This window comes from Ruegeria sp. CRTD044 (genome assembly GCF_059613485.1).
Map to the genome: position 1 here is coordinate 36,221 of NZ_JBXWSP010000017.1, position 18,762 is coordinate 54,982.

Annotated in this window: 21 protein-coding genes; 9 read left to right on the top strand and 12 right to left on the bottom strand. The window is 59.3% G+C overall.

Features of this window, described 5'->3' with window-relative positions:
• The gene (gene phoU / locus AC2FNL_RS15485) at nucleotides 1-702 is read left to right on the top strand and encodes a phosphate signaling complex protein PhoU (protein ID WP_093962068.1); all 702 of its coding nucleotides are present in this window, start codon (nucleotides 1-3) and stop codon (nucleotides 700-702) included.
• 12 nt (nucleotides 703-714) lie between these two features.
• Nucleotides 715-1,404: a phosphate regulon transcriptional regulator PhoB gene (gene phoB / locus AC2FNL_RS15490; RefSeq protein ID WP_496834196.1), complete on the top strand. Its 690-nt coding sequence runs from the start codon at nucleotides 715-717 to the stop codon at nucleotides 1,402-1,404.
• A gap of 1 nt (nucleotide 1,405) precedes the next feature.
• On the opposite strand, the gene AC2FNL_RS15495 is transcribed toward phoB, so the two are convergent.
• Nucleotides 1,406-2,317 carry a LysR family transcriptional regulator gene (locus AC2FNL_RS15495; protein WP_170459115.1) on the bottom strand — a complete coding sequence of 304 codons (912 nt, stop codon included), beginning with the start codon at nucleotides 2,315-2,317 and terminating at the stop codon, nucleotides 1,406-1,408.
• Nucleotides 2,318-2,413: 96 nt separating this feature from the next.
• On the opposite strand from AC2FNL_RS15495, the gene AC2FNL_RS15500 reads away from it, so the two are divergent.
• Both AC2FNL_RS15500 and AC2FNL_RS15505 read left to right on the top strand, forming a co-directional pair.
• Nucleotides 2,414-3,643, top strand: coding sequence for an acyl-CoA dehydrogenase (locus AC2FNL_RS15500; RefSeq protein WP_093962065.1), 1,230 nt, complete (start codon nucleotides 2,414-2,416; stop codon nucleotides 3,641-3,643).
• A 129-nt stretch (nucleotides 3,644-3,772) separates the two neighbouring features.
• Complete coding sequence (locus tag AC2FNL_RS15505; protein ID WP_496834197.1) at nucleotides 3,773-4,540, top strand: SDR family oxidoreductase; 768 nt, start codon at nucleotides 3,773-3,775, stop codon at nucleotides 4,538-4,540.
• Here the strand turns inward: AC2FNL_RS15505 and AC2FNL_RS15510 are convergent.
• Both AC2FNL_RS15510 and AC2FNL_RS15515 read right to left on the bottom strand, forming a co-directional pair.
• Nucleotides 4,537-5,406, bottom strand: coding sequence for an acyl-CoA thioesterase (locus AC2FNL_RS15510; protein WP_496834198.1), 870 nt, complete (start codon nucleotides 5,404-5,406; stop codon nucleotides 4,537-4,539). The genes AC2FNL_RS15505 and AC2FNL_RS15510 overlap by 4 nt on opposite strands.
• A 49-nt stretch (nucleotides 5,407-5,455) precedes the next feature.
• Nucleotides 5,456-6,673 (bottom strand): serine hydrolase domain-containing protein, encoded by a 1,218-nt coding sequence (locus tag AC2FNL_RS15515; protein WP_496834199.1) that lies wholly within the window; start codon nucleotides 6,671-6,673, stop codon nucleotides 5,456-5,458.
• Nucleotides 6,674-6,891: 218 nt separating this feature from the next.
• Between AC2FNL_RS15515 and AC2FNL_RS15520 the strand changes: the two genes are divergently transcribed.
• On the top strand, nucleotides 6,892-7,497 hold the full coding sequence (locus tag AC2FNL_RS15520) for a 2-hydroxychromene-2-carboxylate isomerase (protein ID WP_496834200.1): 606 nt from the start codon (nucleotides 6,892-6,894) through the stop codon (nucleotides 7,495-7,497).
• A gap of 4 nt (nucleotides 7,498-7,501) precedes the next feature.
• Here AC2FNL_RS15520 and AC2FNL_RS15525 read toward each other — a convergent pair whose 3' ends face one another.
• Genes AC2FNL_RS15525 through AC2FNL_RS15535 form a run of 3 tightly spaced genes read right to left on the bottom strand, consistent with a single transcriptional unit; the run spans nucleotide 7,502 to nucleotide 10,183 of the window.
• Nucleotides 7,502-8,296: an IclR family transcriptional regulator gene (locus tag AC2FNL_RS15525; protein ID WP_496834201.1), complete on the bottom strand. Its 795-nt coding sequence runs from the start codon at nucleotides 8,294-8,296 to the stop codon at nucleotides 7,502-7,504.
• A gap of 10 nt (nucleotides 8,297-8,306) precedes the next feature.
• Nucleotides 8,307-9,332 carry a phosphotransferase family protein gene (locus AC2FNL_RS15530; RefSeq protein WP_496834202.1) on the bottom strand — a complete coding sequence of 342 codons (1,026 nt, stop codon included), beginning with the start codon at nucleotides 9,330-9,332 and terminating at the stop codon, nucleotides 8,307-8,309.
• Nucleotides 9,333-9,364: 32 nt separating this feature from the next.
• A complete protein-coding gene (locus AC2FNL_RS15535) occupies nucleotides 9,365-10,183 on the bottom strand; it encodes an SDR family NAD(P)-dependent oxidoreductase (protein WP_496834203.1) in 819 nt (272 codons plus the stop codon).
• Nucleotides 10,184-10,337: 154 nt separating this feature from the next.
• Between AC2FNL_RS15535 and AC2FNL_RS15540 the strand changes: the two genes are divergently transcribed.
• From AC2FNL_RS15540 to AC2FNL_RS15550, 3 genes are all read left to right on the top strand, one after another.
• Nucleotides 10,338-11,333: an NADPH:quinone oxidoreductase family protein gene (locus AC2FNL_RS15540; protein WP_496834204.1), complete on the top strand. Its 996-nt coding sequence runs from the start codon at nucleotides 10,338-10,340 to the stop codon at nucleotides 11,331-11,333.
• 130 nt (nucleotides 11,334-11,463) lie between these two features.
• Nucleotides 11,464-11,913 carry a type II 3-dehydroquinate dehydratase gene (gene aroQ / locus AC2FNL_RS15545; RefSeq protein ID WP_170339183.1) on the top strand — a complete coding sequence of 150 codons (450 nt, stop codon included), beginning with the start codon at nucleotides 11,464-11,466 and terminating at the stop codon, nucleotides 11,911-11,913.
• Nucleotides 11,913-12,665 carry a LuxR family transcriptional regulator gene (locus AC2FNL_RS15550; RefSeq protein WP_093962957.1) on the top strand — a complete coding sequence of 251 codons (753 nt, stop codon included), beginning with the start codon at nucleotides 11,913-11,915 and terminating at the stop codon, nucleotides 12,663-12,665. The genes aroQ and AC2FNL_RS15550 overlap by 1 nt, the downstream gene beginning before the upstream one ends.
• A 345-nt stretch (nucleotides 12,666-13,010) precedes the next feature.
• Here the strand turns inward: AC2FNL_RS15550 and tsf are convergent, their stop codons facing one another.
• The 5 genes from tsf to AC2FNL_RS15575 form a co-directional block, all read right to left on the bottom strand.
• Nucleotides 13,011-13,886: a translation elongation factor Ts gene (tsf, locus tag AC2FNL_RS15555; RefSeq protein WP_496834205.1), complete on the bottom strand. Its 876-nt coding sequence runs from the start codon at nucleotides 13,884-13,886 to the stop codon at nucleotides 13,011-13,013.
• Nucleotides 13,887-13,962: 76 nt separating this feature from the next.
• Nucleotides 13,963-14,742, bottom strand: a complete 780-nt coding sequence (gene rpsB, locus AC2FNL_RS15560) for a 30S ribosomal protein S2 (RefSeq protein ID WP_093962056.1) — start codon at nucleotides 14,740-14,742, stop codon at nucleotides 13,963-13,965.
• A gap of 168 nt (nucleotides 14,743-14,910) precedes the next feature.
• Nucleotides 14,911-15,765: a lyso-ornithine lipid O-acyltransferase gene (gene olsA, locus AC2FNL_RS15565; protein WP_170338628.1), complete on the bottom strand. Its 855-nt coding sequence runs from the start codon at nucleotides 15,763-15,765 to the stop codon at nucleotides 14,911-14,913.
• On the bottom strand, nucleotides 15,752-16,507 hold the full coding sequence (olsB, locus tag AC2FNL_RS15570) for an L-ornithine N(alpha)-acyltransferase (protein WP_496834207.1): 756 nt from the start codon (nucleotides 16,505-16,507) through the stop codon (nucleotides 15,752-15,754). Before olsB ends, olsA begins: the two co-directional genes overlap by 14 nt.
• Nucleotides 16,508-16,615: 108 nt before the next feature.
• Nucleotides 16,616-16,798, bottom strand: coding sequence for a DUF3553 domain-containing protein (locus tag AC2FNL_RS15575; protein WP_496834208.1), 183 nt, complete (start codon nucleotides 16,796-16,798; stop codon nucleotides 16,616-16,618).
• 46 nt (nucleotides 16,799-16,844) lie between these two features.
• Between AC2FNL_RS15575 and AC2FNL_RS15580 the strand changes: the two genes are divergently transcribed.
• The gene (locus tag AC2FNL_RS15580; RefSeq protein WP_496834209.1) at nucleotides 16,845-17,441 is read left to right on the top strand and encodes a histidine phosphotransferase family protein; all 597 of its coding nucleotides are present in this window, start codon (nucleotides 16,845-16,847) and stop codon (nucleotides 17,439-17,441) included.
• A gap of 9 nt (nucleotides 17,442-17,450) precedes the next feature.
• Here the strand turns inward: AC2FNL_RS15580 and AC2FNL_RS15585 are convergent, their stop codons facing one another.
• Nucleotides 17,451-18,713, bottom strand: a complete 1,263-nt coding sequence (locus AC2FNL_RS15585) for a glutamate-5-semialdehyde dehydrogenase (protein WP_496834211.1) — start codon at nucleotides 18,711-18,713, stop codon at nucleotides 17,451-17,453.
• Nucleotides 18,714-18,762: the final 49 nt, after the last annotated feature.

The window sequence follows — 18,762 nt, forward strand, 5'->3', positions numbered from 1 at the left end:
ATGAGCGAACAACATATTGCATCTGCCTTCGACCGCGATCTTGAGGCGGTTCAAGCCCACATCATGAAAATGGGTGGTCTGGTCGAGGCCGCGATCACAGGTGCGGCCCGTTCGCTGGAAACACGGGACGAGGAACTGGCGCAGCAGGTGCGGCAGGGCGACAAGGCCATTGATGCGCTTGAGGACCTGATCAACGAAGAAACCGCCCGGGTGATCGCTTTGCGGGCGCCCACCGCCGGCGACCTGCGGTTGGTGCTGTCGGTTCTCAAGGTTTCGGCCAACCTGGAACGCATCGGCGATTACGCAAAGAACATCGCCAAGCGTACCACCATTCTGGTCGAGGCCAACCAGATCGGCGGCAGTACCGCCGCGCTGCGCCGCATGGCGCGTGAGGTCGAGCGGATGCTGCGTGACGCATTGGATGCCTATATTCAAAGGGATGCTGAGCTGGCCCGTGACGTCATCGATCGGGACCAGGAAGTGGACCAGATGTACAACGGCCTGTTCCGCGAGTTGCTGACCTTCATGGCAGAAGACCCGCGCAACATCACGGCATGCATGCATCTGCATTTCATCGCCAAGAACATCGAGCGGATGGGTGACCACGTCACTGCCATCGCTGAACAGGTGATCTATCTGGTGACCGGCGAACGGCCGACCGAAGCGCGCCCGAAAGCAGACAACACCTCGCAATCTCTGTAGGGAGTGGCCGGCATGCCGACGGGCCAGCCGACTATCCTGATCGTCGATGATGAGCCGGCGCTGCGCGAGGTGCTGGCCTACAACATGCAGTCCGCCGGGTACGAAGTGGTTCAGGCGGCAAGCGGCGAAGAAGCCCTGGTGCTGGTCCAAGAGGTGAAGCCTGATCTGATCGTTCTTGACTGGATGATGCCAAATCTCAGCGGGATTGCGTTGTGTCGTCAGTTAAAGGCACGCCCGCAGACCCGCGCGATTCCGATTATCATGCTGTCGGCGCGGTCCGATGAGGCGGACAAGGTGCGCGGTTTGGAGACGGGGGCCGATGACTATGTGGCCAAACCGTATTCGATGGCGGAGTTGATGGCGCGGATCCGAGCTCAACTGCGTCGGGTAAGCCCGGCGGCGGCTGCGGAAACCCTAGAATACGACGACATCATCGTGGACCTCGAAAGCCACAAGGCCAGTCGGGCCGGCAAGCCGCTCCGGATGGGACCAACCGAATTCCGGCTGCTGTGCACCTTCATGGAAAAGCCGGGGCGCGTGTTCAGTCGCGATCAGCTATTGGACCGTGCCTGGGGGCGTGACGTCTATGTCGACTCCCGCACCGTGGATGTCCATATTGGTCGATTGCGCAAGGCGTTGACGGCATTCGGCGGATCCGACCCCCTTCGAACGGTTCGAGGTGCTGGATACGCGCTGGATTAGCCTACCTAGGCAGTGTTTCGTCGTTTTGGGCCTGAGAAGCCAACCAGTGACGGAAGTGCCGAAGTGTCGGATCTTCGGACTTTGAGCTTGGCCAGACCAGGTAATAGGCCCCCATGGTTTCAACCGGATCCTTGCAGGCCGCAACAAGCCTGCCGGTCGCCAAGTCTTGCTCGATCAGGTAGTTGGGCAGCAAGGCGACGCCCAGCCCATGCAGGGCGGCCTGATTGATGGTCGTGAATTGATCGTGCACCGTGCCGGGCAGGGCGCCCGTATGCGGAACGCCCATTTGCTTGAACCAGTCTTGCCAGGCGCGCGGGCGAGTCTGGATGTGAAGCAGGGGCAGTTTCAGCAATTCGCGCGGATCGTCCGGCGCGCCTCCTGGCAGCAGCGAGGGTGCGCATACCGGCAGAACCCTTTCCACCTTCAGCAGAAGACGCTCGGTTCCGGGCCAATCCGGCTCCCCGAAATGTAAAGCGGCATCAAAGGGTTCCGATGAGAAGTTGAACGGTCTCAGACGCGTGGACATGTTGATCGTGATGTCAGGATGCAAACGGGCGAAATCCGGCAGCCGTGGCACCAGCCAACGCATTCCGAATGTCGGCAGGATTGCCAGATTCAGCGTTCCACCCACTGGCGCGACGTGCAGTTTCAGGGAGGCCTGCGCAATTTGGTTCAGACCTTGTCGTATTTCCGCGACATAGTCCTGCGCCACCGGCGTCAACGCCAATCGCTTCTTGTCACGCAGAATGAGCTGCACGCCCAATTGGGTCTCGAGCGTTTGCAGTTGCCGGCTGACGGCGCTCTGGGTCAGAGCAAGCTCTTCCGCGGCGGCCGAGGCAGAACCCAGCCGGTCCAACGCTTCGAGCGCGCGAAGCGAAGAAATTGACGGAAAGAGTCGACGAGGCGTATCCATCTATGCGTTTTACTCATGAAAACTTGCAAATGTCTCGCTGTTTTTTGCGTAAATTGCAGGGTAGGGTGCGTATGAAATTCAGTTTGGAGCCAGAAGATGAACGCCCCCGACACCAAACCTGCATTGCGCGCAAAGGATGCGCCCGATCTTGGCCGCTTTACCTGGGACGATCCGTTCCGCCTGTCTGATCAACTGACCGAGGATGAACGCCTGATCGCTGACAGCGCTCGTGCGTATGCGCAGGAAAAGCTGCAACCTCGGGTAACTCAGGCGTTTCAGAACGAGGAAACCGATCCTGAAATCTTCCGCGAGATGGGCGAAATGGGCCTGCTGGGCACCACCATTCCCGAGGAATACGGTGGGATTGGAGCCGGTTACGTAACCTACGGTCTTGTCGCGCGCGAGGTCGAACGTGTGGATTCCGGCTATCGCTCGATGATGTCGGTGCAAAGCTCGCTGGTGATGTATCCGATCTATGCCTATGGCAGCGAAGAGCAGCGCCGGAAATACCTGCCGAAACTGGCCAGTGGTGAATGGATCGGTTGCTTTGGCCTGACCGAACCGGATGCGGGGTCTGATCCGGCTGGTATGAAAACCCGGGCAGAAAAGATCGACGGCGGCTACCGTCTGACCGGCAGCAAGATGTGGATTTCAAACGCGCCAATCGCTGATGTGTTTGTTGTCTGGGCCAAGTCCGATGCGCATGACGGAAAGATCCGCGGCTTCGTACTTGAAAAAGGCGCCAAGGGTCTGAGCGCGCCCAAGATCCAAAACAAGCTTAGCCTGCGCGCGTCAATCACCGGCGAAATCGTGATGGATGGCGTTGAGGTCGACGACAGTGCGTTGTTGCCGCACGTCCAGGGCCTGAAGGGACCGTTCGGATGCTTGAACCGAGCGCGCTATGGCATCAGTTGGGGTGTCATGGGGGCCGCAGAATGCTGCTGGCACGCGGCGCGTCAGTATGGATTGGATCGCAAGCAGTTCAATCGTCCTTTGGCGCAGACACAGCTATTCCAGAAGAAACTGGCGGACATGCAGACTGAAGTCGCGTTGGGTTTGCAGGCCAGCCTGACGGTCGGACGGCTGATGGACAAAGCCGAAGCCGCGCCTGAGATGATCTCGATCATCAAGCGGAACAATTGCGGCAAGGCGTTGGATATCGCGCGGATGGCGCGGGACATGCATGGTGGCAACGGGATCTCGTTGGAGTTCCAAGTCATTCGTCACATGGTCAACCTTGAGACCGTCAATACCTACGAGGGCACGCATGATGTTCATGCGCTGATCCTTGGGCGGGCGCAGACCGGGTTGCAGGCATTCTACTGAACCGCAGTCTAAAGTTCGCGTAATCGGTATTATGTAATGAAACTGCAGTGCCTGGCACCGCCACGTTCGCGTTGGCGGTGCTATTTCAACCTGTTACGGTCCTGTGTGAAACCAAGACAGGATGCGGTGATGGACCTTCAAGGCAAAATCGTAGTTGTTACCGGTGCAGCCCAAGGCATCGGTAAAGGAATGGCGACGCGCTTCGCCGCGGATGGCGCGCGTGTGATCTGTGCAGATATTGATGAAACCGGCGCAGAAGCCGTCGCCCAGGACATTGGCGGGCATTCGTTCAAATGCGATGTGGCCGACGAACACGAAATCCAGGCAATGATCGAAAGCGTCGAATCCAGCATCGGCCCCATTGATCTGTTCTGCGCGAACGCCGGCATCCTGACGCTTGGCGGTCTCGATGTTCCCGATGCGCATTGGGACAGGATCTGGAAGATCAACGTTATGTCTCATGTGTGGACGGCACGCCATCTGGTGCCGCGGATGATTGCGCGCGGCGGCGGCTACATATTGATCACCGCTTCCGCTGCGGGGCTGCTCAACCAGCCCGGAGCCGCGCCATACGGCGTCACCAAACATGCGGCGGTTGGTTTCGCGGAATGGCTGGCTTTGACCTATGCCGACAAAGGAATCCGGGTTTCGGTCTTGTGTCCTCAGGCCGTCCGATCGGAAATGACCAAAGGGTTTGAAAACTCAGTTGCCGCGATTGATGGCATGCTTGAACCCGAGGACGTGGCACAGGCATGTGTCGAGGCCATTGGCACCGAGACCTTTCTGGTTCTGCCGCACCCGCAGGTTCTGGACTACATGCGCTTGAAAACCGCCGATTACGACCGTTGGATTTCGGGAATGAACAAGTTGAATCAGCAATTTGCAGGCGATACCTAGTCTTTGTTACGAGCGCGGCGCAGAAGGCCTTCCTGCGCGACGGACGCGACCAAAGTACCGTCCTGCGCATAGATTGACCCGCGGTTGAAGCTGCGTCCCTGCCCCGTCCATGGCGACTCCATGGAATAGAGATGCCAGTTCTGGAATTGAACCGGCGCATGAAACCAGATTGCGTGATCCAGGCTCGCGCCATTGATTTCGCCCGTGAACCAGCTCAACCCGTGCGGACGCATGCCGGAACTCAGCAGCGCCATGTCCGAGGCATAGGCCAGCAATAGGTGTTGGGTCACGTGATCAGCCTGTTCCGCTGCTCCCATGCGGAACCACAGATGGTTTCGGTCGTCGCTTTTCTCGGGCTGAAATATGTCCAGGGGATCAATCTCGCGCACCTCGATCGGACGTTCGCGCAGCAATTCGGCGCGTAGCCTTTCGGGAACGCGGTTCAGGTATTTCTGCCGCAATTCATCGCGGGACGGTTGCGTTTCGGGCGCTGGGACATCAGGCATCGCGTGCTGATGGTCCCAGCCTTCATCCTGAATGTGGAACGAGGCCGACATGTTGAGGATCTGCTTGCCGTGCTGGATTGCCACCACGCGCCGTGTGGTGAACGACCCGCCATCCCGTGCGCGATCCACCTGATAGATAACCGGAATTTCCGGATCTCCCGGACGGATGAAATAGGCATGCAGCGAATGGCAAAGGCGGTTTTCGACTGTTCGGTACGCGGCCGCCAGAGCCTGTGCGATGACCTGACCACCAAATATCCGCGTGGGCGTTTCACCGCCGGACCCGGTGCCTCGGAACAAGTCTACCTCAAGGCGTTCAATGTCCAGCAAATCCAACAGGATGCGTTCGGCTTCGGTCATTCGACTCTCTCTGGTTCTGTTCGTGATCGGCCTAGCAGGCCCGCGCGGGTCATTCAATGAGGGCGGCGTGAACCAGGGCTTTGAGTTCTGAGCGTGACGGGTAAGAGCTGGAGGGCGACAACTGAGTAAAGAAAACAGCCGACAGGTCGTTCTTTTGGTCGACCCAGAAAAAGGTCGACGCCATGCCGCCCCAACTGAAATCTCCAACCGATCCGGGGGTATGTGCACGGCCCGGGTCCAAAACCACAGCGCCGCCAAGCCCGAACCCCATGCCGTCCATTGGCTGTTCTGCAAAGCTTTGGGGTCCCATGGACGCGATGTCGCCCGGCAAGTGGTTGCGCATCATGAAGTCCACTGTGCTCGGGCCCAGCAGTCGTTGATCGCCCACCTGCCCTTTTGCGCGCAGCATCTCGGCGAAACGGGCAAAATCGTCGATCGAGCTGACCAGCCCACCACCGCCGGAAAACAGCGTGGCCGCTTCGAATGGCGAGTCTCCGGCCTGATCCACCAATCGCAACGTTTCACCGCCGGACCTGGCCGCGTTCAGGGCCATCGCGTCTCCCTCGAGCGGTGTGTAGAGCGAGGCGAACCGGTCCCCAGCCTCTTTGGGAACCGAAAACCCGGTTTCGTCCATCTCAAGCGGCCCAAAGATCTCATCGGCAAAGAATTGGTCCAGACTCCTGCCGGACACGACTTCGACCACCCGTCCGATAACGTCGATGCCAACCGAATACTCCCAGCGGCTGCCGGGTTGAAATGCAAGCGGCAATGCAGCCACGGCCCGAACCTGATCGGCCAGCAGACCCTGATCCGGCTTGAACATCAGGTCCTGAGCATCCATCGCAGCGGGCAGATTGCCCGGGTTGAATGGATAGCTTAGCCCGCTGGTGTGTGTCAGCAGTTGATGCAGGGTCGGCGACGTCGAGTCTTCTGTTTGATCAATGGATTGCGCGTCTTTCCGCAACGCCTTCATGTCGGCGAATTCCGGCAGAAACTCGGACACCGGCGCCTCAAGGTGCATTAGACCTTGTTCTATCAGCATCATCAGCGCTGTCGTGGTTACTGGCTTGGTCATCGAGTAGATGCGAACCAAGGTCTGGCGGTCGAATGGCAAATCACCCTCGAGACTACGCAATCCGCAATCGTGAAAGAACTCTTCGCGCCCGTGCTGCTTCAACAGAAAGGCGCACCCGGGGTATTTTCGTTCGTCCACATACCTTTGCATCCATGTCCGAATGCGGTTCAGCCTCGTCCGATCAAACTGCATTGGCCGAAATTTCCCCCTTTTTTTGTCACCTACGCGCAATCCTGCCGCCCCGTGGCAGAGAAAAACAGCCCAAAAAACAAAGCCGGCAAAAATTGCCGGGCGGGCGATCAGCAAGTCTGCTCTCGGCCACGACCCACGACGCTGTTAGACTGACGGCGTTCTGGATTCGTGATTTGCAGCCGTTACCCCCTGATTTCGCCACCGGCCGGAGGTGCCAGATGACGCAGAACGTGGAATTCGTATACGACTTTTGCAGCCCGAACGCTTACCTCGCTCATAAGGTTTTGCCAGATCTCGCCGCGCGGCACGCGGCCAGGATCCGATATGTGCCGGTTCTGCTGAGCACAGTCTTCAAGGCGACGAACAACCAGAACCCATTTCAGGCGTTTTCGGAGAATCGGAAGAAATCGGCGTATCTGACCCATGACCTGCACCGCTTTGCGCGGCGGCGAGGCCTGAACTTTCATATGAGCCCCTATTATCCGCTGAACACGAAGTTCGCTATGCGTGGGGCAGTCGCGGCGATGGGAAAACCTTGGGAAGGCAGATACATAGATGCCGTTTTTGACGCAATATGGGTGCACGGGCAGAAGATTGACGACCTGAATGTGTTGACCGACATCGTTCAAGAACGTGACCTGCCCGTACGAAAAATCCGCGAGGCGATCACCGGCGATTTGGGCAAGCAGACTCTGAAGGATCAGACAAAGGCGGCCGTTCGCCGCGGAGTTTTTGGGGTGCCTAGCTTGTTTGTCGGTTCCGAGATGTTTTTTGGTAAGAACAGCCTGGCCAACGTAGAACTCGAACTCGAGGCGTTGCACTGAGGTTTCAAGGACGCAGTCCCAATTGCCGGGCAGCATCAATAAGCTTGTGCGCGTGGTCTTTTTCAAGCTCTTCCGGGGTCACGTAAAAGCTGGGCCCGCCGATATTCAATCCAAATACCCGCCCGTCGCTGGCGGTGGCTACTGGAACGGAAATGGCATGGACGTCGTCCCGCCACAGAGAATATCCGGTACAATAACCTTGTGTATCGTACTCATCCAACGCGGTTTTTATCGAGTCGCGCAGGTGATTTTCGGGCAGGTTCAGATCGCGTCGTGCAGCGTAAACCGCGGTTTCCCTTTGATCCTCGGTCATGCCAACCAGAATGGCCCGCCCCATGGCCGAGGAGAACAACGGCAGCCGGGATCCGACATGCATGGTAAGCGCCACGTTCTGCGTCGACCTGCTGACCGCGACGTATACGACCTCGGCCCGATGCGCTTCGCCCAGGGCGGCCGTCAGGTACGGATTGGCTCCATCGCGCAGTTCCCTCAGTACCTCGACGGCACGTTCGCATATGTCAGCCGCCCCCAGAACTCCAAATCCCAGCCGCAGCACTCCGACACCAAGCCGATAAGAACCGCCTGCGTGATCCTGAACAAGATAACCCAGTTGGCACAGCGTATGGGTCAACCGCGAGATCGTTGGCTTGGGCAAACCCGTGCGTTCCGCAAAATCCGTGTTGGTCAGGGCCGTTTCGCCGTGGCGAAAGCAACGCAGCAGTTCAAGCCCCCGCGCCAGTGCAGTGACGAAGTTCCGATCCTTGCCAGAGTCGGCGCTTGATGATGTCTCGGATACCACGCCCGCCCCTCTATCCCAGCGCTGCCAGACCATGTTTGGCGAACATCGGCACATAGGCTCCGAATGCACGCGCCCGGGCCGGATCGGAGGCGTTCCCGTCCAGGGCGCGTTTGTAGACGCCTTGAAGAATTCCGGCCATGCGAAAGAAGTTGAACGCGAGATAGAAACCGAAATTGTCGATCCCCGCCAATCCGCGCCGCTGACAATATGAGGCGATGAACTGCTGATCGCTGGGCAGCCCGAGGCTGCCGCGATCAACGCCGGCCAGCCCCCGACCCTCTTTGCTCGGCGGCATCTGCCATTGCATGATTACGGCCGCCAGATCGGCATAGGGATGGCCGATGGTGGACAGTTCCCAATCAAGGACCCCGATGCAGGTGGTGCCGTCACGCTCGAACATCAGATTATCGATGCGATAGTCGCCATGAACCAGCGTTCGTTGACCATCATCCGCCGGGATCGAGCTTTCCAGCGCATCGATCAGCGCATCCATGTCGGCAACCGTTTCGGTTTCCGAGGCGCGATACTGTTTGGTCCAGCGCGCGATCTGGCGTTCAAAGTAGTTGCCGGTCGGTCCATAGTCGGACAGGCCCACGGCGTCGATGTCGACCATGTGCAATTCGGCCAGAACCCGGTTCATCTCATCCAGAACGGCGCTGCGGGTTTCGTTGGTTTCGCCCTTCATGGTCGGTTCCAGAAAATTCCGGCCGACAAGACGCTCCATGACATAGAAGGCAGAGCCGATGATGCTGTCATCCTCGCACAGCACGTACATGCGCGGCACCGGTACATTGCTGTGCGCCAACGCGGTCTGAACACGGAATTCGCGGTCGACCGCGTGGGCGGATTTCAGCAGAACTCCGGGCGGTTTACGCCGCAGAACATAGGATTTGCCCGGCGTGCGCAGTTCGTAGGTCGGATTGGACTGACCAACCGTGAACTTCGTCGCCTCAAGCGGACCGGCATAGCCTTGCAGGTTGGCGCGCAGATAGGCATCTACGGCGACAAGGTCGAGGGTGTTCGGGTCATCGCTCATGCGATCGGCCTCGCTTGATACTGGACCGGGTTTCACAGGGCATCGGCAAAGATGTTTCCTCCGGTCAGAACGTTGATTCCACCCGAAACCGGGATCACGGCGCCGGTCACGTAACTGCCACCGCGCCCGCTGAGGAACAGCATACAGCCCGCGATGTCCTCGTCGCGCCCGACACGGCCCAGCGGGACCGACTTGCCCACTTTCTCGCGTTTTTCCTCGTCAGCCGTGGCAAAGGCGGTCATGCGCGAAACGAACGGTCCCGGCGCCAAGGCATTCACGGTCACGCGGTAGGGCGACAGCTCCTTTGCCATGATCTTGGTCAGATGGATGACGGCCGCCTTGGACGCGGAATAGCTGTAGGCGCCATCTCCCATGGGAACCTCTCCCATCACCGATGCGACGTTGATCACCCGTGCAGGATCATCGTCCGAGCCTGATTGCATCAGCAGAGGCAGCAGCTTCTGGGTCAGGTGAAAGATGCCGGCAACATTCACGGACATGACTTTGTCCCAGGCGTCATAGGGAAACTGTCCCATAGGCGCACCCCATGACACGCCGGCATTGTTCATAAGGATATCAAGCCTTTGGGTGCGGTTGCTCACCTCTTCGACCAGCGCGTCAATGCCGGCCTCGCTGCTGACGTCACCTGCAAACCCTACTGCGGTTCCGAGAGCATCCAGCGCGTTCAGTTCGGCGGCTACAGCTTCGCAAGCTTCGCCCTTGCGCGAGGCGATCAGCACCCGCGCACCCGCGCGCAGCAAAGCCTCGGCTGCCATCCGACCAATGCCGGTCGCGCCGCCCGTGACCAGAGCAGTCTTGCCCGCTAGCGAAAATAAGTTCTCCGGTGTCATCGGCCTCTCCCCATAATTCGTTTTTGTTGCGTCCTGAGTTCTATTTCAGGTCGGGTCAGTTTCACTGTGCAGAATTGCATTTCACATCTGCCTTGACAACATGGTGTCAGGACCCGACCTTCGGGCCGACAAATGGCGAGGATCGGAATACGAAATGCAAGCATTACTCAGCGTCGCCCCGGGTGGTCCGGAAACACTGGAACTGACCACCCTGCCCGATCCAACGCCCAAAAAGGGTCAGGTGCTGATCCGGGTACGTGCGGCAGGTGTGAATTATCCTGACACGCTGATCATCCGCGATTTGTACCAGATGAAACCACCGCGCCCGTTCGCGCCCGGAGGGGAAGTGTCAGGCGATGTGATCGCCGTCGGAGATGGTGTTTCCGATCTGAAGATCGGTGACCGTGTTCTGGCCCTGACAGGCCACGGAGGTTTCGCCGAGCAGCTGTGCATTCCGGCCGCCAGCGCCGTTCCGATCCCGGAGTCCATGCCGTACGAGGATGCGGCTTGTTTCATCTTCACCTACGGAACGTCCTACCATGCGCTGAAGGATCGCGCCGGGCTCAAGGGCGGTGAGACCTTGTTGGTTCTTGGGGCCGCCGGTGGTGTCGGCTCGGCCGCGGTTGAGTTGGGCAAAGCGATGGGCGCGCGTGTAATTGCCGCGGTGTCCACGGAAGACAAAGCTCAGTTCTGCAAGGATTTGGGCGCTGATGAGGCGATCGTCTACTCCAAAGAGATGACGCGAGAGGCGCAAAAAGCGTTCTCGTCAGAAATCAAGAAGCTGGCGGGCGGTGATGGCGTTGATGTGGTCTATGATGCGGTTGGCGGCGACTACGCCGAGCCAGCATTGCGCGCGATGGCTTGGAAGGGGCGGTTTCTGGTCGTTGGCTTTCCGGCCGGTATCCCCAACATCCCGTTGAATCTGCCTTTGCTCAAAGGCTGTGAGATCGTCGGCGTGTTCTGGGGCGCGTCCGTATTCCGCGATCCGGCCGGACATGCCGAAAACTTGCGGGAACTGTTTGCCATGTATCATGGCGGCAAGATAAAGCCGCGTATCAGCGCCCGCTTTTCCTTGCCCCGCGCCGCCGAAGCTTTGGAGATGTTGGGCGATCGGTCGGTTCTCGGCAAAGTTGTTGTGTCCATCGACTAGGAACGACATTCACGGTCGTTTCACAGCATGACCCCATGACCTGACCTGCACCCGCTCGCCTCATGAGAGCAAAGCCGGTAGACGCGTTTTCAATTCGCGGCTATGAAACAGGTATGGGGACAGAAAAATAATGCGTAGTATTCTTGTATTGAACGGACCTAACCTGAACCTTTTGGGCACACGGCAGCCCGAGGTTTATGGTCATACCACCTTGAAGATGATCGAAGACTTGTGCGTTTCGCATGGCGCATCGATCGGGTTGCGTGTCGAGTGCGCCCAATCAAACCATGAAGGTGTGTTGATCGATGCCATCCACGCCGCGCGCGGGACCCATGACGGGATCGTCCTGAACGCCGGCGCGTATACCCATACGTCAATAGCGTTGATGGACGCCATTTCGTCGGCGCAACTGCCGGTGGTCGAGGTTCACCTGTCCAATATCCACGCCCGCGAGGCATTTCGGCACAAGTCCTACATCTCGGCCGTCGCCATCGGGCAGATCTGCGGCTTTGGCGCTCAAAGCTATGTTCTGGCGCTGGAAGCGCTGGCCGCGCATCTTCAGGAGGGTGGCGGCGCATGATGACGCTCAAGGAATACCTCAACTTTCTGAGCTATGTGAAAACCCTCGAGGAGCTTTGGGCCGCGCACACCGAACAGATGGCCAAGTATGGTTTTGACCGCCTGTTGTACGGACATACACAATACCGCACCCAAACGTCTTTGGGCGACCCCGAAGATTTCGTGATCCTAACCAATCACTGCAAGGAATACATGGACGGTTTCCTTCGGGATGGTCTGTATTTCCATGCGCCCATGCTGAAATGGGCACTGGATCACGAAGGGGCCGCGAGCTGGAGCATGATCCGTGAGATGATGTCCAGCGGCACGATGACCAACGAAGAACGCAAGGTGTACGAGTTCAACCGCTCGAAAGGGATCACTGTCGGTTACACGATCAGTTTCACTTCGGTGTCCATGCGGTCGAAGGGGGCAATTTCGCTGGCCGCTCTGAACCGCAGCCAGGACGAGATGGACGAGATGTGGGCCGAGCATGGTGATGACATCCTGCTGATGAACAACATCGCCCATCTCAAGATCCTGACCCTACCCTACAATCCCCCGAACCGCGCCTTGACCAAGCGGCAGCGCGAGGCTCTGGAATGGGTGGGTGACGGCAAAACGACCCAGGACATTGCCCTGCTGATGGGACTGACTTCGGCAACTGTTGAAAAACACCTCAGGCTGGCGCGCGAGGCTCTTTCCGTCGAAACGACCGCACAGGCGGTTTTGAAGGCTTCGCTGCAGAATCAGATGTTCGTAATGGAGGTTTGAAGCCGCTGTCGCACGACAGTTGACCTTAGGTAAGGAATACATGACTTCCTAAAACTGCGCAGAAATTGCACATTGATCCCGTTCCGTGAGTGGTGGCTTTAGCCAAGGAACATTTGGACGGATCTTTGTATTCCCAAGGCTCTCCGTTCGCTCTGACAAAGGGCGCTTATTCGTCCGCGTGCCGATGTCGGAAATTTTGGGGGGCCTCGACCATCCCCATCTTGCGGGGCCCTCCAATTACTACTCTGATCAATCGGAAACTCGCCAATAAAAAACCGGTCGCGCGTCGCGCAACCGGTTTCGGATGTTTTTGGAGCAGCCCGGAAAACCCGGGCTGAACAGGCGTCAGCCCTGAGCCGCTTTGGCGACTTCGGCAGCAAAGTCTTCTTTTTCGACCACGATGCCTTCGCCAACTTCCAGACGTACAAAACCGGTGATGGTTGCGCCGGCTTCCTTGGCCGCTGCTTCCACGGTCAGGTCGGGGTTCACAACGAACTGCTGGCTCAGCAGGGTCGATTCCGCGACGAATTTCTTCATGCGGCCCTCGATCATCTTTTCGATGACCTGCTCGGGCTTGCCGGATTCGCGCGCGATGTCCATCTGGACCTGCTTTTCTTTTTCGACAACGGCCGGATCCAGGTCGGCTTCGGACAGAGCGGCCGGGTTCACGGCTGCGATGTGCATCGCGACCTGCTTGCCGATGGCTTCATCGCCGCCCGAAAGAGCAACCAGAACACCGATCTTGCCCATGCCGTTGGTCGCCGCGTTGTGGACATACGAGACTACGGTGTCGCCCGACAGTTTGGCCATGCGGCGGACCGACATGTTTTCGCCGATGGTGGCGATCTTGTCGGTCAGCGTGTCGGCAACCGACTTGCCGCCCAGATCAGCAGCCAGCAGTTCCTCAACCGAGTCAACGCCCTGGGCTGCATAGGTGATCTTGTCGACCATTTCCTGGAACTCGGCGTTCTTCGCGACAAAGTCGGTTTCCGAGTTCACTTCGACAGCAACACCGTTGCCGCCTTCGACGTGAACGGCAACCAAGCCTTCTGCTGCGGTACGGCCGGATTTCTTTGCGGCCTTTGCCAGACCTTTGGTGCGCAGCCAGTCAACGGCCTCGTCCATGTTGCCGCCGGTTTCGGTCAGCGCTTTTTTCGCGTCCATCATGCCTGCGCCGGTCGAGTCGCGCAGTTCTTTCACCATTGCTGCAGTGATTGCCATCTCTTGGCTCTCCTCAATTCAAACGGAATTGGGGCAGGTCTACCCTGCCCCATATGTCATTTACGTGACGGGCAGCTTACGCTTCGGCCGACGCTTCGGCTTCTTCTGCAACGGCTTCTTCAACCGGTGCTTCTTCGAACTCGCCTAGGTCGACGCCGGCGGCGCCCAGCTGTGCGGTCATGCCGTCCAGCGCAGCACGTGCGGCCAGGTCGCAATACAGTGCGATTGCACGGGCAGCATCGTCGTTGCCGGGGATGATGTAGTCCACACCATCCGGCGAGCAGTTGGTGTCGACGACAGCCACAACCGGGATACCCAGCTTGTTGGCTTCGGCGATGGCCAGGGCTTCTTTCTTGACGTCGATGACGAACAGCAGGTCAGGAACGCCGCCCATCTCGCGGATGCCGCCCAGCGAAGCCTGCAGCTTGGCCTGGTCACGCTCCATGCCCAGACGCTCTTTCTTCGTCAGGCCTTCAGCGCCCGATTCCATGGCTTCGTCGATCTGGTTCAGACGGTTGATCGACTGGGAAACGGTTTTCCAGTTGGTCAGCGTGCCGCCCAGCCAGCGGTGGTTCATGTAATACTGGGCCGACTTTTCAGCGGCTTCGGCGATCGGCTGTGCTGCCTGACGCTTGGTGCCGACAAACAGAACGCGGCCACCTTTGGCGACGGTGTCACGCACCGCCTGCAGCGCCTGGTCCAGCATCGGAACGGTCTGGGTCAGGTCCATGATGTGGATGCCGTTGCGCGCGCCATAGATGAACGGCGCCATGCGGGGGTTCCAACGCTGTGTTTGGTGACCAAAGTGAACGCCAGCTTCCAGCAGCTGACGCATGGTGAACTCGGGAAGAGCCATGCTATTTTTTCCTTTTCCGGTTTTCGCCTTGGCGGGGGTGAAAGAAGCGTTTGCTCCAACCGGCGGCCTTGATGAGGATGTCTCCCTCAAAACGACCAAACCCCGCCTGCGGATTTGAATGCCGCGCGTATACGGCAGGTTGACTGATGGTGCAAGGGGCTTTTACCCCTATTTTTCTGGCCGCGCCAAGGCATGCCCGTGGCGAACGGCCTGCTCGCAATGCGCGGCCAAAGCCTTGCGGTTGTCGAAATCGCTGACCCGCGCCGGAGAATGATAAATCAATTCGACCCGCCCCTGCCGCCGCGCGCCCAGCGTCTTCAGAAGATGCGGGGCAAAATCCATGTCCCCCCACCAGCCATAGAACCGGTCCGGCTGCCCATCGGGCGCGTGGTAGACAACCGAAACCGGCTGAACATACATAAAATCACGCAGTTCATCTGCAAAGAATGCCGCAAAAAGCGTTGTTTTGAATGGCAAAACCCGAAGGCCATCTGTCGATGTGCCCTCTGGAAAAAACAACAGCTTGTGCCCGGCCTTCAGACGGTCTTCGAACAATCTGGTCTGCTCGCGCGCTTTTTTTGGATTACGTTCGATGAACACGGTTCCGGTGGCCCGGGCCAGCCAACCGATGCCGGGCCAATTCGCCACCTCGGCCTTGGACACGAAGTATACACGCTTGCGGGCGTTGAGCGCGAAGATATCCAGCCAGGACGTGTGATTGGCCACAACTGCCCCGCGCTGCTGCATCAACTCACCCGAGCTGGAAAATCCGATACCAAGAATTCGAAACGCATTGCGACATACGAATTGGGCAATGAACGGCGTTACCGGCCGACGCAGGCCAAAGATTGGTCTTTCGACCAGGCGCACAAGCAACAGAACGATCAGACCACCGAACACCAGCACAGCCAGAGGAAGCCCCCGCAGGATCACCAAAATCCAACCCGACACGCCCAATTCAACCGGGTCCGGGTCGTCCGAGCTGTGCCAGACAGCGCCGTTTGGCACGTCACGCTCCGCCATAGATGCGTCTCTGTCTTTCGTTCATCCGAGTGGTGTCGAGGATCAGGCAAACGTCGGTGGTGTTGAACGCATGATCGATGAATGCCCCCTCGCCCACAAACCCACCCAATCGAAGATAGGCCTTGATCAAGGCCGGAACTTGCAACATCGCACCCCGTCGATCCAGCGCATCTTTCGGAACCAGGTTCATGTTCTGAAAAACATCCAGCTGCGCCCGCACCCGCAGCTCGGGTGGCGCCAAGTGGTTGTGATGCAGCATCGACAGAGGCTGGGCAAGGTGCTTGACGTCTGTGCCATGAAAACTGGCAACGCCGAACAGAACCTCGATCTCCCGTTCGGACACATATTTCGCGAGGCCATTCCACAAATGATACATTGCGGTTCCGCCGCGATAGTCCGGATGCAGGCAGGACCGGCCGAGTTCCAGCAATTTGCGGCCGCTGTTTTTCAGAACGGTAAGGTCGTATTCATCCTCGGAGTAGAACCGTCCGACTTCAGCTACGCGGTCACCCGGCAACAGCCGGTAGACACCGACCACTTGTCCGGTGGCGTCGTCATAGGCCAGCATGTGATCAAAATACGGGTCGAACTGGTCGCGCTCCAGACCTTCGGCGTGATCGACCATCTCGCCGCCGCCGCCCAGTTCACGCACGAAGACGTCATAACGCAGCCGCTGCGCCGCGCGCAGTTCCTCGTCGGTTTCGGCAAGTTTGACAGTGAATGAAGGGCCCGTATCCGGCATGTGGAATGGTCGTCGTCTTGTTGCGATCCCAGCGCTGATACCGCAGCTGCGCGGCGAATGGCAACACGAACCGGGTGGCGAGCCCCGTTAACCTTTCCTAAACCAGTTTCAGGGATCAAGAACCGGCATCAAGGCGATGCGTGTTCCGTCAATCACCACTTTGCCCTGGTCGCGAAAGTTCACGGTGATCTTGCCCCCGATGTTGGACTGGACCTGTCCGACGCCCCAGTCGGGGAAATCGGGATGGCGGACATACATGCCCGGTGCAAGAATGGCATTCAGATCTGTCATGCGGCGGCTCCGGGTCGGGCATGGGCGGATACCACAGGAGGTACGCATGGGCGACACCAACGTCAACCTGGCCGAGTTGATCGGCTCTCGGATCTGCCACGATCTGATCAGCCCGATCGGCGCAATCACGAACGGTCTGGAACTGTTGGAGATGGTTGGCGGCACCCAGGGCCCCGAGATGGAGCTGATTACCGGCAGCGTCGGCAGCGCCGGGGCGCGGATCCGGTTTTTCCGCGTGGCCTTTGGCGCGGCCAGCGATCAGCCGCTGGGCCGCAGCGAAGTGACGGATCTGCTGCGCGATGTCGAGCGTGCGGGCCGAGTCCGGGTGCATTGGAACGTCACCGAGGCGATGCCGCGCAATCAGATCAAACTGGCCTTTCTGGCCATCATGTGCTGCGAAAGCGCCATGCCCATGGGCGGCGAGGTCAAAATTGACAGCGTGGGCGACAAATGGACGGTCACCGGTACGGCCGACCGCATGAATGTCGATCCGGACCTGTGGAAAGGTCTCCCGACCGGCACCTTCGCCAACAATGTGACACCGGCGCAGGTCCAGTTCGCCCTGCTGCCGCAGACGGCGGCAGCGCAGGACCGTCGAGTTTCGGCCGAGACGGGCGCGACCCGCGTGGTGCTGCGGTTCTGACCCGGCGCCTCAGGCGCGCGTCGTGCCGTTGCCGCGAACCAGGTATTTGAAACTGGTCAGCTGCGCCGCCCCCACCGGGCCGCGCGCGTGCATCTTGCCCGTGGCGATTCCGATCTCGGCGCCCATTCCGAACTCACCACCGTCGGCAAACTGGGTCGAAGCGTTGTGCATCAGGATCGCACTGTCGAGCCGTTCAAAGAAGCGGTCGGCGGCGGACTGATCCTCGGTCATGATGCAATCGGTGTGGTTCGATCCGTATTGCCGGATATGCGCAATTGCCTCGTCGATATCAGCCACCGGTTTTGCGGCGATGATGCTGTCCAGAAACTCCTTACCCCAATCGTCATCGCTGGCCGGCACGGTGCCGTCGATGGCCAGCGCACCTGCGGCATGGACCTCGACGCCCGCGGCCAGCAGCGCGGCGATCACGTCGCGCCCCAGCGTTTCCGCGATATCCTGATGCACCAGCAGGCATTCGGCCGCCCCGCAGATGCCAGTGCGGCGAGTCTTGGCGTTCAGCACCACGTCCAGCGTTTTCTGCGGATCCGCCGCCTTGTCGATGTAGATGTGCACGATCCCTTCAAGATGGGCAAAGACCGGCACCCGCGCCTCGCGCTGGACCAGCCCAACCAGCCCCTTGCCGCCGCGCGGCACGATGACGTCGACATAGTCGGTCATGGTCAGCAATTCCTGCACTGCGGCCCGGTCACGGGTCGGCACCAGTTGGATCGCATCCTCGGGCAGGTTGGCCGCCTTCAAACCCTCGACCAGACAGGCGTGGATCGCGGTCGAGGAATGAAAGCTTTCCGACCCGCCGCGCAGGATCACGGCATTGCCCGACTTGAGGCACAGCGCCCCTGCATCCGCGGTCACGTTCGGGCGGCTTTCATAGATCACGCCGATCACGCCCAGCGGGGTGCGTACGCGGCGGATGTTCAGCCCCGAGGGCATATCCCATTCGGCCAGAACCTCACCCACCGGATCGGTCTGCTCGGCCACGGTGCGCAACCCGTCGACCATGCCCTGAATGCGCGCCTCGTCCAGCATCAGGCGGTCCATCATGGCCGGGCTCAGCCCCTTTTCGCGGCCATAGTCCAAGTCTTTCTTGTTGGCCTCGATGATCTGCGCGCGGTTCTTCCACACGGCGTCGGCGGCGGCGATCAACGCGGCGTGTTTGCGCTCGGCCGAGGCGAAGGCCAGATCCCGAGACGCATCCTTGGCGCGCTTGCCAAGATCGGCCATCAGGGCGGGAATGCTGTTAAAGTCCTTCATGTCATCTGCCTTTCCGGTCGTCGGACCAGCCAAATCTATCAGTTTTCGC